The organism is Carnobacterium gallinarum DSM 4847 (assembly GCF_000744375.1).
GTDB lineage: Bacteria > Bacillota > Bacilli > Lactobacillales > Carnobacteriaceae > Carnobacterium > Carnobacterium gallinarum.
In genome coordinates, this window is record NZ_JQLU01000005.1 from 600,439 (window position 1) to 614,150 (window position 13,712).

Annotated in this window: 15 protein-coding genes; 1 reads left to right on the forward strand and 14 read right to left on the reverse strand. The window is 35.6% G+C overall.

Translation table 11 applies throughout. The features are described 5' to 3' along the window. Positions 1 to 74: 74 nt before the first annotated feature. Both BR43_RS07685 and BR43_RS07690 read right to left on the reverse strand, forming a co-directional pair. On the reverse strand, positions 75 to 464 hold the full coding sequence (locus BR43_RS07685; protein WP_034560809.1) for a hypothetical protein: 390 nt from the start codon (positions 462 to 464) through the stop codon (positions 75 to 77). Positions 465 to 527: 63 nt separating this feature from the next. Further along, positions 528 to 995, reverse strand: a complete 468-nt coding sequence (locus BR43_RS07690; RefSeq protein WP_245617837.1) for a hypothetical protein — start codon at positions 993 to 995, stop codon at positions 528 to 530. A 177-nt stretch (positions 996 to 1,172) separates the two neighbouring features. On the opposite strand from BR43_RS07690, the gene BR43_RS07695 reads away from it, so the two are divergent. Further along, positions 1,173 to 1,754 carry a hypothetical protein gene (locus BR43_RS07695; protein WP_034560818.1) on the forward strand — a complete coding sequence of 194 codons (582 nt, stop codon included), beginning with the start codon at positions 1,173 to 1,175 and terminating at the stop codon, positions 1,752 to 1,754. A gap of 75 nt (positions 1,755 to 1,829) precedes the next feature. Here BR43_RS07695 and BR43_RS07700 read toward each other — a convergent pair whose 3' ends face one another. The 12 genes from BR43_RS07700 to pfkB form a co-directional block, all read right to left on the reverse strand. Continuing rightward, positions 1,830 to 2,186, reverse strand: coding sequence for a hypothetical protein (locus BR43_RS07700; protein WP_245617838.1), 357 nt, complete (start codon positions 2,184 to 2,186; stop codon positions 1,830 to 1,832). 4 nt (positions 2,187 to 2,190) lie between these two features. Beyond that, a complete protein-coding gene (locus BR43_RS07705; protein WP_034560821.1) occupies positions 2,191 to 3,498 on the reverse strand; it encodes a DUF1576 domain-containing protein in 1,308 nt (435 codons plus the stop codon). A 193-nt stretch (positions 3,499 to 3,691) separates the two neighbouring features. Continuing rightward, positions 3,692 to 5,140: an aminotransferase class I/II-fold pyridoxal phosphate-dependent enzyme gene (locus tag BR43_RS07710; protein ID WP_034560831.1), complete on the reverse strand. Its 1,449-nt coding sequence runs from the start codon at positions 5,138 to 5,140 to the stop codon at positions 3,692 to 3,694. A gap of 31 nt (positions 5,141 to 5,171) precedes the next feature. Beyond that, positions 5,172 to 5,402 carry a YaaL family protein gene (locus BR43_RS07715; RefSeq protein ID WP_034560833.1) on the reverse strand — a complete coding sequence of 77 codons (231 nt, stop codon included), beginning with the start codon at positions 5,400 to 5,402 and terminating at the stop codon, positions 5,172 to 5,174. A gap of 16 nt (positions 5,403 to 5,418) precedes the next feature. After that, complete coding sequence (recR, locus tag BR43_RS07720) at positions 5,419 to 6,015, reverse strand: recombination mediator RecR (protein ID WP_034560835.1); 597 nt, start codon at positions 6,013 to 6,015, stop codon at positions 5,419 to 5,421. A gap of 94 nt (positions 6,016 to 6,109) precedes the next feature. Continuing rightward, the gene (locus tag BR43_RS07725; protein ID WP_034560842.1) at positions 6,110 to 6,421 is read right to left on the reverse strand and encodes a YbaB/EbfC family nucleoid-associated protein; all 312 of its coding nucleotides are present in this window, start codon (positions 6,419 to 6,421) and stop codon (positions 6,110 to 6,112) included. A gap of 569 nt (positions 6,422 to 6,990) precedes the next feature. Beyond that, entirely contained in the window at positions 6,991 to 8,907 is a 1,917-nt protein-coding gene (dnaX, locus tag BR43_RS07730) for a DNA polymerase III subunit gamma/tau (protein WP_034560845.1), read from the reverse strand. 242 nt (positions 8,908 to 9,149) lie between these two features. After that, entirely contained in the window at positions 9,150 to 9,515 is a 366-nt protein-coding gene (locus BR43_RS07735) for a YccF domain-containing protein (RefSeq protein ID WP_034560847.1), read from the reverse strand. Between the two features lie 206 nt (positions 9,516 to 9,721). Further along, on the reverse strand, positions 9,722 to 10,705 hold the full coding sequence (gene lacD, locus BR43_RS07740) for a tagatose-bisphosphate aldolase (RefSeq protein ID WP_034560848.1): 984 nt from the start codon (positions 10,703 to 10,705) through the stop codon (positions 9,722 to 9,724). A 24-nt stretch (positions 10,706 to 10,729) separates the two neighbouring features. Then, a complete protein-coding gene (locus BR43_RS07745) occupies positions 10,730 to 11,179 on the reverse strand; it encodes a PTS sugar transporter subunit IIA (protein ID WP_034560850.1) in 450 nt (149 codons plus the stop codon). Positions 11,180 to 11,200: 21 nt separating this feature from the next. After that, positions 11,201 to 12,625, reverse strand: coding sequence for a PTS fructose transporter subunit IIC (locus BR43_RS07750; protein ID WP_034560852.1), 1,425 nt, complete (start codon positions 12,623 to 12,625; stop codon positions 11,201 to 11,203). Positions 12,626 to 12,649: 24 nt separating this feature from the next. Further along, positions 12,650 to 13,579 carry a 1-phosphofructokinase gene (gene pfkB / locus BR43_RS07755; protein WP_034560854.1) on the reverse strand — a complete coding sequence of 310 codons (930 nt, stop codon included), beginning with the start codon at positions 13,577 to 13,579 and terminating at the stop codon, positions 12,650 to 12,652. Between the last annotated feature and the right edge of the window lie 133 nt (positions 13,580 to 13,712).

The following is a 13,712-nucleotide window of genomic DNA, read 5'->3' on the forward strand; positions in this document are numbered from 1 at the left end:
CCCCTTATCTTCTATATCTAATTCTTATTATACTTTATCCACACTTAACCGTCTAATTCTTCCGCCTCAAGAATTTAATTTAACTGTAAAATCACCCAGAAACATAAAAAAATTAAACTACAGCCTCCACATAAAATAGCCAATTCTTTCAAAATACTCGGACGTTTATTCACACCATCAGGAAAATTTTTATACTTTTCTTCCAAAAATCGGCTACGTCTAAGGAACCAAATTAAAAAAACAGCAATTGAAGTGATTCCAATTAAAAGTAGACCATTTAAAATACTTTCCTTCTCTGATCCCGTCATGACTTTAATCATGATAATAGCGCCTGACAGTCCCGTAAAAAAACTCCAAAATGTAAAATTAATAACAAATAACGTTCGCCAATCAAATGTTGATTCTCGGCTATTTTCATCCATACGTCTAAATAATTCCTGAAAATCTCTGATTTTATCTAGCAACTATGAACTCCCCCAATTTATACCCCTTAATAAAATAATGTTCTCCCCAAATTCACATTACAATTAATAAAAAAAACCTTCATCTGCCAAGTAACCTTCAGCAGCCTCTTTTGTTTTAAAAATTGCCTCAAGTCCACCATGAGACATTAAGATCGACCACATGCCATTAGAATACTGTAAAGTCAATACATCTCGATGATCGTCTTGCCATTCCTCCGAATAACCTTCTTCAAAACCATCCTCAGTTTTCTTTAAATATTCAATTGCCTGTTGTACAAGCTTATGAATTGTTCCTTCATCTTCATCTCTAATTGAAATATACCCTTTAACCGTCTCTTCATCAGGCAAATACCCCGCATAAATTAAGGCATTCCCATTTTTAGGGTGTAAGAATTTTACAACCGTTGTTTTGGCTACCGCACTTTCTGTAAAATGATAGTTTAAACGATTCATTGAAACTTCATTAACCGTCAACTCTGAGTAGCTATCAAAAATTGCCTTTTTCTCGTCAAATGATAACATGTATATCATCCTTTCCCTACATATCTATTTCCTTATTATAACAGGATTTAACCTGAAATACTTAGTTGCTTGCATAATTTTAAAAGTTTCTGTAAATTCAATTAATTTTCTGTTCTTTTTTTTGCCTTTTTCTACTCATTTAGCAGTATAATAAGTAGATAAAACTTTTTAGATAGAGGGGTTTCAATGAATTTATTTTTAGAATTTGCAGTCTTACTATATTTTATGTATCAACAATTTTCTTTTGAGCGGGTATCTCGACTAAACTTTGTAGCGATTCCTATATTCTCACTGTATCAATTATCCTTAACACTTCCTGAGGGAGAAAAATCAATCTCATTAGTAGGTATTCTTCTAATCAGCCTGATCGGACTTTTAATTGGATTTTTTCAGGCTAGCCATGTTGAAGTAAAACTTGTAGAAGCCAATAAAAGCTATGTCCGCATTAACGGAGAGGAAACACCTATTTATAAAAAAATTGTAGAATCACGAGCGGGTTTTCGGTATTTAATTGGTTGGATTTTTATTTTCGGCTTAAAATACGGAATTGGCTTTCTACTTCATGAAAAAATTGAAGGTAGCCTGATTCGTTCTCTTTTCGCTGAAATTCTACGAGAAATCTTTCTATTTCTCTCTTTAGCTCCACGCAACGAAGCAACTGCTTGGATTGACTGGTTGTTAATTGGTACTTCAGGAACAGCCTTCAGTATTTACACATTACGAAAACATGAATTAATTCGGAAAATCGTAATGAAGAAAGAATTATAGTTCTCTACTAAAATAAACTCTTGAAAGTTAGATTAAGCATCTAACTTTCAAGAGTTTTTATTGATAAATCCAATCTCAATACAAATTCTCACGATAAATTCGGAGATTTAACAAGTTCTCCTCTTCTTGATAGCTAATCTCCACAGAATCCACTAGCATCCCAACTAAACTATAATCTTCCTGTTCACAATGCATCCCCATTAAATGTTCGTAATAATCGTCCATCTCTGGTTGTCGTTTTACTTCTAACAAGCTACGAAGACTCGTTAAATCATTCGGACACTGAGAAATCTGACCTTCAATTTCTAACCAAGTTCCCTCTTTATTAACAGTCAAATTAATTTGAACATCTTCAACCTTATTATCAAAGAAATAACCCACTAATTCTTGCATAATTTTTTGTGCTTTATTTCGCTCTTCATTCATATACATGACATTACTCCTTTTTCCGACTCAAAATAGCATCATAGATGGGAACCAAGAGTGCTGCTGTAAAGCCTCCTGAAAAACCATTATTATACAAGTTCATTCCACCATGTAAATAACCAACGTTCATGACCAACGCCATGTGCATAAACCCTGCAATAATTCCATAAACACTTCCATAATATCCACTAATCGGTGCCAACGTTGTACCGAATAACGCTGCTAGCAAAGCATTTGTAGAATCCGGTTGATAAATATTCAAAATCGAAGCTAGATACACTCCAATAAAAATTGGAATACTATTTCGTGGATGTTTTCCAAAAGCACTGAATCCAATAATCGTAAAGATCCCACCAATGATTGGACCATTTAATTGTCCACCAACTAATAAAACATAACACGTTGCAATCACACCTTGCAAGGCCATATTAATTAAAGTTTTCCCAAATCCTTCTAATAAAAAGAAATCTGTCACTAGTTTCCCTGAATGTTTTAATAACAACGGATAACCACTTAAGCTCTTACCATTATAATAAAAACCAAGCATAAATAACAGCAAACAAAAGCTAAATACAACAATCGACATGTTAACATTATTTCCACTAGATAAAATCGAGGCGCTTTCAATAGTGCCACCAAACATACGAATAACCGATGTAATAAACATCCCGATAATCCCCGAAGTAAAGCCAATATTATATAAACTAAATCCTTTATGGAAGCTTAAAAAATGACCTGATAGCGGTGGCAAAATCGCACCAATAATAATTCCTACACCATAGCCAATTAAAATTCCCGTCACCGGTTCAAATCCCATACCAAAGGCTAGCTCACTTACTACCGGTCCTAATGCTGTTCCAAATAAACTAATCAATAAGAAATGTGAAAATGGACGATGCTCGAATTTAGCATATAATACAACCCCTAATGTAATCGGAATCGAATTAAATAAATTTTTCCCAAATAATGAAAATCCACAAACTGTTAAAATCCCTGCAACAAGTGGTCCTGAAATACTCACTTTTTGCGAACGAACCATTAAAACACTTAATAATGTCAATAAGCCACTATTAAAAAAAGCTGCACCAATTGAAGCTAATTCCATATAATCCGTTAACAGTTTTCCTGAAGAAGTCATAATAAGTTTCATGCCTTCCCAGATTTCTCCTGGTGTTTGAAACACAAAACCTAACATCATTAAGGAAAGACTAAAAGCGACTAATAAATAATATTTAGTATCCTCCGTCACTTCATTTTTTGTAAAACCTTCCTGCTTTTCAAGTACTTGTTCACTGGTTTTAGCTAACTTTCCTTTCATAAATTCCCCCCTATCTTAAAATTGCCCCTATCCTTTAAGTACTTATTTCTTATCACGCAAATATGTTAGCTTTTATTTAGCTTATTTGAATATACCAAAAAAATGGATCACAAACAAGATAGGACTAATCTTATTGATAAGAAATAAAAAGCCCTTAATCTATAAAACAGATTAAAGACCACTTTTTTTCAAACTAAACTTCCTCACAATACACTTCCATTTGCGCTTTATCATCCAAGCCAACAATTCTTGCCTTTTGATTATGCCACACATGAAGTTGTTTTAACTGTTCTTCTGCAACTCGCTCACCTTTTAACACTAACGGAACTCCCGGCGGATAAGGAATAATATTTTTAGCACTCACCCGATTTAAGCACATCTCCCAATCTAACTTTTCCGTTTCTAATTCTTGCTGCTTCCCATAGTCAATCGCTAGATTAGTACACCCGGGATAGCTAGGTAGACGTTCTATTTTTTGAAATTTTTGTAACGATTTTTTTTTATCTGGCACAACTAAACTATTGTCATTTGGTTGAAAATCAATCATCTGCTCCACTTTTATTAACGGAAAGGTCAGAAGTATTTTTTTCTCATCTGCCAGTTCAGGAAATAGCCCAACCGACTCAATCACCTGACTTAGTTCACTCCCATTCAATCTGTCCGAAGCTACAATTAATTTTAATGGATCATCACAAAACGAGACCTTCAAGTCATGCTGTTGGAACCACTTAGCCCATATACGCACTAATTCACAACTTGCTTCACTATCCCTAACTGTCAAATTTGCCACAAACCAACGAGCATATTCTAACGACAACATCAATAAATAAGATGGGCTACTAGACTGGAACATATGTAAATAATGCTCCACCCGCTTTTTATGAGGCTGAGAAAGTGACGTACCAATATGCAAATACGCTCCCTGAGTCAGAGCCGGTAACATTTTATGAGCTGATTGCACAACTATATCTGCACCATAAGCCAAAGCCGACATTGGAAACTCCCTATTTTTCTCTGCTACTACAAAGTGCGCTCCATGAGCTTCATCCACTAAAGTTATACACTTGTATTCTTTAGCTAACGCTAGTAACTCCTTGATAGGATAAATCGCTCCATCATATGTTGGATAAGTTAAAATTAAAGCTTCTACGGTTGGATAACGCATAAAAGCATTTCGTAAAGTTTCTAGAGAAATTCCCACTGGCGACTGATTTTGAACATCAATCTCTGGTGCTAAAAAGATTGGCTGCAATCCATTTAGTTCTAATCCATGAATAATTGACTGATGCACATTACGATCAACAAAAACGCTACCACCTTTAGTTGTCGTTCCCATAATCATTGCCAGATTCCCTACAGTTGAACCATTTACTAAATAATAACTTTGCTGACTTTGATAAAAATCAGTCAATAAATCCTGACTTTCTTTTAATACACCTTCTGATTCATGTAAATAATCTAAGCCTGTGACTTCTGTTTGATCAAATTTCAATACGTCTCTAAATACAGCCATTTCATCAATCCAGTTTAATCCATTTTTATGACCTGGAACATGGAAGGAAAACTGCTCTTTCTCTCCATGCTGCTTCAAAGCTGCAAAAAGAGGCCGTTGTTGTTGATTGAAGTAACTACTCTCCTTCATCAATTCAGACCTCCTTTTATCTTGTATTCATTTATCTTACTTTTGTGCTTTTTATTTCTCTAATCCGAGCCTCTTTGAATAGATAAAAATACTTTGCCTCTGCCAATTTTGTTTGAGAAAATAACAGACCATCCTTATCAAATACAGAATCCTCGATGCCTTTTTTGTACTCCCACTCATCTTTGGTACGATACATCAACTCAAGTAATTCTTCATCGTATTCTTTACGCAATAGCCCTTTTTTTCTTCTGCCAAATACCATGATAATTTCCTCCTTCTTAAAGTTCTCTTCGACCTTCAACAGCCTTAAGCAAGGTAATCTCATCTGCGTACTCAATGTCACTTCCGACAGACAAACCATGAGCTAATCGTGTTACTTTAATCCCTGCTGGTTTAATCAAACGTGACAAATACATAGCCGTTGCTTCGCCTTCTGCTGTTGCATTCGTTGCAATAATCACTTCATTAATTTCATCTGCCTGCAAACGTTTAATCAAGCTAGGAATATTAATATCTTCAGGTCCTGTTCCCTCAATTGGAGACAAAACACCATGTAAAACATGATACAGCCCATGATATTCACGCATTTTCTCCATTGAAATGACATCTTTAGGATCTTCTACTACTAAAACAACACTCCGATCACGAGTTTTATCTTGGCAGATTTCGCAAGGATCTTCCTCGGTAATATTGCCACAAATCGAACAATAATGTAAATCTCGTTTAGCACTAATTAGGGCTTTAGCAAAATCGGTAACATCCTCTTCCTTCATATCAATCGTAAAGAATGCTAAACGTGCTGCCGTTTTCGCGCCAATTCCCGGTAATTTTTGATAACTATCAATTAATTTTGAAATCGGTTCTGGATAATGCATTTTTTTTCCTCGCATTCATTTGGTTGCTAAATAATTTAGCGAATTAGGTTAAAAATGGGACACAATATCTGCGCCCCATTTGAATCGTATTGATTTAGAATCCTGGAATTCCTTTAGTGAATTTGCCCATTGTTGCTTGCGTTTCAACTTCAATCTTTTCTAAAACAGCATTTGTTGCCATAATAACTAAATCTTGTAACATTTCAATATCATCTGGATCCACAGCTTCTGGTTTAATGACAATATCTTTCATTTTTTTATCACCAGTCATTGTAACCGTTACTAAATCGCTACTTGAACTTGCAACAAACTCTTTTTGGTTTAGAGCCTCTTGCGTTTCGCCCATTTCCTTTTGCATTTTTTGCATTTGTTTCATCATACCTTGCATATTTCCCATTCCACGCATCTTAAAATCTTCCTCTCGTTAATCAGTCTATTTTATTGTTCACTATATTTATTCTACAGTCATCGACTCTTTTATTATAACAGGAAAACAAAAAACAGTGAAGCACTCCGTCTAAAATAAAGAATAACTTTACTTTCTTATAAACTCAATATGCTCGAAATCCCAACAGAATGCGGATTTATTATATAAATACCCTAGACAATTTTCTCTTTATCCTTAATGTTTGTATAATAGCATGTTTTTTTCGCCAAATAAATGAACGTTTTTCTCTAATGAATGAATTGTAGCAATTACTTCTAATTCTTCACCAATTTTTATACTATATTGTTGATTTTCTAATTCTTTAAATAGTAAATCTGTCTTTCACTTTTTGCTAAATTCCCAGTATTCTCTATATAAGCCTGTTTCTCTAGGACTTAAAGGTTGGTTTAACATATCCATATTTAAATTTCCCTTTTATCCTATTGCCCCTATTTTTTATAAAATAAAAAAAGACAGACACTAATGGTTGCTGTACAAATCTCAATAAATAGAAATTGATACACATTACTGCCGTCTTATTTTCATCACTAGTCATTAATTACTTCAACAATTGATTCTCCAAACAACTGCATGGCTTCACTAACAATCGAGTTATCCTCTGGATTTTCTTCCGGTGGTGCGGCAAAATCATCTAAACCATCAAATGGTGAAGGTACATTTGTAAATTCCGCTTGCTGTGATTGTTGAGGCTCTGGTTTAGTTGAATTTGATTCGGTTACTGGCTTTGTGCCTTGAGTTCCAGTAGCAGATCCTTGATTCATCGCTGGTGATGCAGGAGATTCCTCACTTGGACTTGAAGCTGCTTTATTTTGACTTAGATATTGCGTGCGAATCGTTGGCCATTGTTCACTTGGCACACAAATCATAGTGGGTGTATGTCCAATCAAACGGCGCATATACTCACTAATCGCTTCACTCAACTCAGTATCATTCGTTGCTTTTTGACACAAAATATCGTATTCAAATGAAACAATTAAACCACTTGGGCTGGCTGCTACTGGTGTTGAAGCTTTCATAATCGCACGTTGCGTTACCGATAACATATTCAACAAGTCTGGCCACAAATCACGTAATTGTAGTAAATTATCTTTAGTCGCTTCTTTTAACACACTATAAATCGCTGTAGTATTCGGCTTAAACTGACCACCATTCGCTTTCTTTTGAACCACTTTAGCTGGTGCTTTTTTAACAGCTGTACCGATACCTTGCTCTTTCATTTCTTGTAGTTGTTTTTTCAAAGCTTGCATTTCTGCTTCTAGTTGGGAAACATCTCCATTTGATGATGGCTGACTTTGAACTGAATTGGCAGTATGCACTGGAATTGGCATCTCACTTACCACTGCCGTCACTCCCGTAGTTCCACGTAATTGGGTCATTTTAACAGTTGCCACTTCAAGATAAATATCCGGATGATTGCTAAAACGCATCTCACTTTGAGTTTCATTTAAAATCGTAATCACTTGATACAAACTCTCTGCTGGCATTTTCTCACTTAACTCTTTAAAACTACTATCAGCACTAGCTTCTTCCAACAATTCAATCATTTGCGGAGCTTGCTGATAAACGAGTAAATCTCGACTGAATAAGATTAAATCCTCAACAAAACGGGCAGCATCTTTTCCTTCTGCCAAAATACTTTGTAAGAGAGACAGCCCTTGCTCAGTATTATGCGTTAAAATCGCATCAAAATAATTAAGTAAGAGCTCTTGAGTTAAACTTCCAGTAACACTCATAGCGTTAGCTAAAGTGACCATATCATCTCCATATGAAATAACTTGATCTAAAATGCTCAAAGCATCCCGCATTCCACCTTCAGCGACCCGAGCAATAACTGGTAATGCTGCATCTTCAAAACCAATTTTTTCTTGATTTAAAATATACACCATTCGCTCACAAATATCCTTCACAGAAATACGTTTAAAATCAAAACGCTGTGTTCGTGAAATAATCGTCAAAGGTATCTTATGAGGTTCTGTTGTTGCGAGAATAAAAATAACATTTTTAGGCGGTTCTTCTAATGTTTTTAAGAGTGCATTGAAGGCCCCTGTAGAAAGCATATGCACTTCATCAATAATATAAACTTTATAGTCAGCACTAGTTGGTGCATATTTTGCCTTATCCCGAATGTCGCGAATTTCTTCAACACCATTGTTACTAGCCGCATCAATTTCAATAACATCATTTAACTGTCCAGAAGTAATTGCTTTACATGATTCACATTCATTACAAGGCTCGCCATTCTCTAAAAAATGACAGTTAATAGCCTTGGCAAAAATCTTCGCCGCACTTGTTTTACCTGTTCCTCTAGGTCCAGTGAATAAATAAGCATGACTTGATTTCCCTTGAATCAAAGCATTTCTAAGTGTTTGTGTAATGGCACGCTGTCCGGCAATGTCTTGAAAACGTTGGGGACGCCATACCCGATAAAGTGCTTGATAGCTCATCCATTTCCCTCTTTCTTGACCATGTAGTTACTGTCCTCCATTATACTTTATTTATAAATGAATTTCATTAGGAAAGCTAGAATTCTTAGAATAAACTCGTTAACAACTACGATTACTTATTTGTTTTTTTATTTTGCTAAAAATTACTATTTAAAATCCTAGAAAATACATCAGCCTAATTACATCAAAAAAATAAGATTTCTAGTAAGGAAGCACTAGAAATCTGATTTTATTTTTATTACTTATTTTTGAACTACTTCAGCACCGAAAGGCATTAAAGCAAGACGTGCTAATTTGAAACATTGTAATCCGAATGGAATTCCCACAATTGTGATGCAAAAAATAGCTCCACTAACTAAATGTGTTATCGCTAATGGAAGCCCACTAACAATCAACCAAATAATATCTACCACAATCGACAAACTGGAACCATTATAGACGACTTCTTTACCAAATGGAAAGAATGTCAAACCTGCTATCTTAAAACACTGTTGCCCGATTGGAATCCCAACAATCGTAATTGACCACAAAATACCTGCTAAAATCCAACCAAGTCCGGACACTAATCCACCAAAAATAAACCATAAAATATTTCCTAAAGTACTCATTGCTATCCCCTATCCTTTTAGACTACTTCTTATTATACAAGATAATAAATAAGATGCTATAAAAAATACTTTTCTTAAGATTAATTTATATTCAAAAATAGTATCTACTAAACACGTCAGAAAATCTAATTCCCTATTTTTTATTGACTAAAAAAAAGACTTTAAAATCAAACATCTGATTTTAAAATCTGTTTTTCTATTTTTAATTAATTTACTTTTGAATACCAAGGTTGCGCTGTTCCTTTTAAGACTTGATCCAACGCTTCAATATTGGCTTTCCCTGTAGTTTGTAACCACTCTCTAGCAACGTCTTCTCCCTCTTTGGCAAATGGAGCTACGCCATTCTTCCACGTTGCTCGCCCACACAAAACACCGTTGAAACGAGATCCGGCTTCATGGGCAAACTGTAACGTTTCTTGGAATAATTCAGCACTAACGCCAGCACTTAGAAAGATAAATGGTAGCTCTGTTGCTTGACTTTGCTTAGTAAAATAACCTAATGCTTCTTCTCTAGAATACACACTTTCATCACCAAAACCAGCCACATAATTCATATTTACTGGGACTTCCATTTTCAACACATCCACATTGTATTGTGGTTTTGAGAATTCTTTCATCATGTCAATCACTTTATGTGGTTTGACTTTGGCATATTCTTTTCCGTTAACATCAGCGTTTTCTGCATCATATGAAACCAACTCTAAGAAGAAAGGAATATCTTCGGCAACACATTCTGAACCAACCCGTTCCATAAAAACATGTTTTAATTCATTGATCTCAGCGGATTCATCTACATCATAATATAACAAGAATTTCACAGCATCTGCGCCATTTTCTTTTAGACGTTTCACTGACCAATCAGGCAATAAGTCTGGTAAACGACCAGGTTCTGACGCATCATAGCCTGTTTTTTCATAAGCAATTAATAGCCCCGCCTCTGAATCACGGACTTGCGCTGCTGGCAAACCAAATTCTGGGTCTAATAAAATTGAACTTGCATAAGGCGTTAATTCTTCCGAAACCAACTCTTTAAACCGAATAATGCCTTCATCACCAATTTCTTTTGGACTATCTTGGGCAATCATTTTCTTTAACGAGCCTCTTTGATCAATTGCCAAAGCGCCAATAATCCCATTTTCATCAGACAATCGTTCTAAAGCCGCTCTTTTATTTTTCGTTAAGGTTAACATATTTTTAAAACTCCTTTATTTTTATTAAGCAATTCGCTCTTTAATCGTTTGAATAATAATTTCCTTTGAATTAGCTGATTTTAATGCAGTTTTTGCTTCTTCATTCATTAATAATCTCGCTACTTTTGATAATAATTGTAGATGAGTTGTGCCTTTTTCAGCTTCTGGAATCAATAATGAAATCACAAAATCAATCGGTTTTTCATCCATTGAATTCCATTCGACACCCTTCGTTAATTTCAAAATAATAATTGCTGGTTGCTGAATCTCACTACTTTTTGCATGAGGAATGGCAAATCCATCCATCATTCCCGTTGTTCCTTCAGCTTCCCGTTGCTCCAATCCTACTAAAACGGCTGCTTGGCTTGTTGCTAATCCGTTTTCATAAGCAATTTTGGCAATTAATTGAAAAGCGGCTGCTTGATCTGTTACATTCTCATCTAAACGAATCCATTCATTTGCTAATAGTTCCATCTTTATTCGCTCCTCTTTTTGTTAAGCTTTGACTGGTGCTTTTCCAATAATATGCTTGTGGATTAAGCCTAATAAAAGCCCTCCAACGATTGATCCAATTAAAATCGCTACTACCCATAACAACCCATGAGTCACAACAGGTAACACTAGAAATCCTCCATGAGGTGCTGGAACTTGAACATTAAACATGTAAGTTAGAACCGCGGCAATCGATGAACCAAGCATCATCACTGGAATGACACGAATCGGATCTTTTGCTGCAAACGGAATCGCGCCTTCGGTAATATGCGTTGACCCTAAAATAAAGTTCACAAGTCCTGCATTTCGTTCGTTGCTATCAAAATAATCTTTAAAGAATAACACTGCAAACCCTGTAATTAATGGTGGTGCAATACAGGCAGCTGAAACACCCGCCATAAAATAGGTATTTCCTTGTGCTAATAGTGCTGTCCCTGTAACATAAGCCGCCTTGTTAATTGGACCGCCCATATCAAATGCACACATACATCCAACAATAACCCCTAAAACAATTGGACTTGAATTTTGAAAGCCTGCTAAGAAATCCATCATGCCATTGTTGATACTTTCCATTGGGGCTGAGATTCCTGTCATGATTAAACCCGTTACAAAGACGCCAATTACTGGATATAAGAAAATCGCTTTCAATCCATCTAATGATTTTGGTAATTTTTGTAGTAGTTTGCCTAACAGAACAATTACATACCCGGCTAAAAACCCTGAAACAATTCCACCTAGAAAACCTGTTCCGCCATTAGAAGCAATCAAACCACCAACAAATCCCACAACTAAACCGGGACGTTTTGCAATACTTTCAGCAATATAAGCAGATAAAACGGGGACCATTAGCCCCATCGCCAAACCACCAATAGTCTTTAAATTAGCAGCAAATTCATTGTATTGGGCATTTGCTGGATCAGCTGAGTAGATGCCCCACAAAAAGGAAATCGCCACAAGTACCCCACCACTGACAACAAAGGGCAACATATGAGAAACACCATTCATTAGATGTTTATAGATTAAACGTCCAATATTGGTTTTATTTTCCAGTGATTCAGCTGCATCAATTTTTTGATCTGAGTTGCTGGCACTTGAAGTTTCGCCAGCCATAATTGAGCCTTTACCATCTAATGCATCTTGAATTAATTTAGTTGCTTCTTTGATTCCTTTACTTACAGATACATCAATTACTCGTTTCCCCACAAAACGTTCAGCATGAACATCTTTATCTGCCGCGATAATAACAGCATCTGCATTAGCAATTTCAGCTTCCGATAACGCATTTTCAACTCCAATTTGACCATGTGTTTCTACTTTAATGCTAATTCCTTTTGCTTTAGCTGCTTGCTCCAAGGCCTCTTGCGCCATGTACGTGTGAGCAATACCAGTTGGACAGCCAGTTGCTGCCACAATTTTAAATTCTGACATCTTATTTTCACTCCTTTTTCCATATCATTTGGTTGTTAAATCTTTGATCGTAATCTGTTTCTGTAGTTCCTTAACATCTTTAAAATCGGTTAATCCTGGTGAAAAAGCAGTTGAGCTTCCGGCAGCAATTGCCATTTTCAAAGCAGCTTCTGTTGCAGCGCCTTTTTCTAAACACCCAATAAAGGTTGCCAATAACGTATCCCCCGCACATGCCGTATTGACGACTTTCCCAGTTGGTGCATTGCCGTATAAAATCTTCTCTTTGCTGAAAAACAATGAACCTTTACTTCCCAGTGAAACCAATACCATTTCAGCTCCTGATAAGATCAATTGTTTCCCCGCTTCCAACAATTCCGAATCGGATAACGCTGTCTTTTGAAACCAGACAGCTAATTCTTCATCATTTGGTTTTAAGCAGTAAGGTTTTGCTTCTAAACAATCCATGACTACTGCTGAACTTGTATCCAGTACGAAACGAAATTTATTTTTTTTCGCTATTTCAGCAATCTTCTTCAAAACCTCATCTGTGATTCCTTTAGGATTACTGCCAGAAACAATCAATAAATCCTCTTTGGTTAACTCGCTAATCTGAGTTAACAATTGCTGTATCTGTTTTTCTTGAATCAGTGGACCTTGATTTACTAGTTTATATTCTGTATTTTCTGATTCAACATGAGTAAAAACATTAATTCGCGTTAATCCATCTACCTTAACAAAATCTGTTTGAATGCCTTTTTCTTGCAACTCCTCTTCAATAAAACGACCAGTAAATCCACCACTAAATCCTAACGCTTTACTCTCAATATCCAACATTTTTAAAACGAATGAAACATTAACTCCCTTGCCATTTGCTTGAACATCATCCTCCACCGTTCGATTAACTATTTCTGGTAAATATTCATTAGTGGAAACAAATAAATCAATCGCTGGGTTCATTGTGCATGTATAAATCATGAAACCCCTTCTTTCTTTTTAGCTTGCCTTTCTTTATACTAGTAGTATGACAGAAAAAAGATTGTAAAGGTTTTCAGTTTTAAGGATAATTTAGTGTTTTTGGCTGAAAAACTTTTCAATTTCATTTGTTACT

What these genes read in the sequence shown, in the direction of transcription:
- BR43_RS07690 (WP_245617837.1), bottom strand. Translation starts at nt 995, where the DNA reads ATGATATACATGTTATCATTTGACGAGAAAAAGGCAATTTTTGATAGC.
- BR43_RS07695 (WP_034560818.1), top strand. Translation starts at nt 1,173, where the DNA reads ATGAATTTATTTTTAGAATTTGCAGTCTTACTATATTTTATGTATCAA.
- BR43_RS07700 (WP_245617838.1), bottom strand. Translation starts at nt 2,186, where the DNA reads ATGTATATGAATGAAGAGCGAAATAAAGCACAAAAAATTATGCAAGAA.
- BR43_RS07705 (WP_034560821.1), bottom strand. Translation starts at nt 3,498, where the DNA reads ATGAAAGGAAAGTTAGCTAAAACCAGTGAACAAGTACTTGAAAAGCAG.
- BR43_RS07710 (WP_034560831.1), bottom strand. Translation starts at nt 5,140, where the DNA reads ATGAAGGAGAGTAGTTACTTCAATCAACAACAACGGCCTCTTTTTGCA.
- BR43_RS07715 (WP_034560833.1), bottom strand. Translation starts at nt 5,402, where the DNA reads ATGGTATTTGGCAGAAGAAAAAAAGGGCTATTGCGTAAAGAATACGAT.
- recR (WP_034560835.1), bottom strand. Translation starts at nt 6,015, where the DNA reads ATGCATTATCCAGAACCGATTTCAAAATTAATTGATAGTTATCAAAAA.
- BR43_RS07725 (WP_034560842.1), bottom strand. Translation starts at nt 6,421, where the DNA reads ATGCGTGGAATGGGAAATATGCAAGGTATGATGAAACAAATGCAAAAA.
- dnaX (WP_034560845.1), bottom strand. Translation starts at nt 8,907, where the DNA reads ATGAGCTATCAAGCACTTTATCGGGTATGGCGTCCCCAACGTTTTCAA.
- BR43_RS07735 (WP_034560847.1), bottom strand. Translation starts at nt 9,515, where the DNA reads ATGAGTACTTTAGGAAATATTTTATGGTTTATTTTTGGTGGATTAGTG.
- lacD (WP_034560848.1), bottom strand. Translation starts at nt 10,705, where the DNA reads ATGTTAACCTTAACGAAAAATAAAAGAGCGGCTTTAGAACGATTGTCT.
- BR43_RS07745 (WP_034560850.1), bottom strand. Translation starts at nt 11,179, where the DNA reads ATGGAACTATTAGCAAATGAATGGATTCGTTTAGATGAGAATGTAACA.
- BR43_RS07750 (WP_034560852.1), bottom strand. Translation starts at nt 12,625, where the DNA reads ATGTCAGAATTTAAAATTGTGGCAGCAACTGGCTGTCCAACTGGTATT.
- pfkB (WP_034560854.1), bottom strand. Translation starts at nt 13,579, where the DNA reads ATGATTTATACATGCACAATGAACCCAGCGATTGATTTATTTGTTTCC.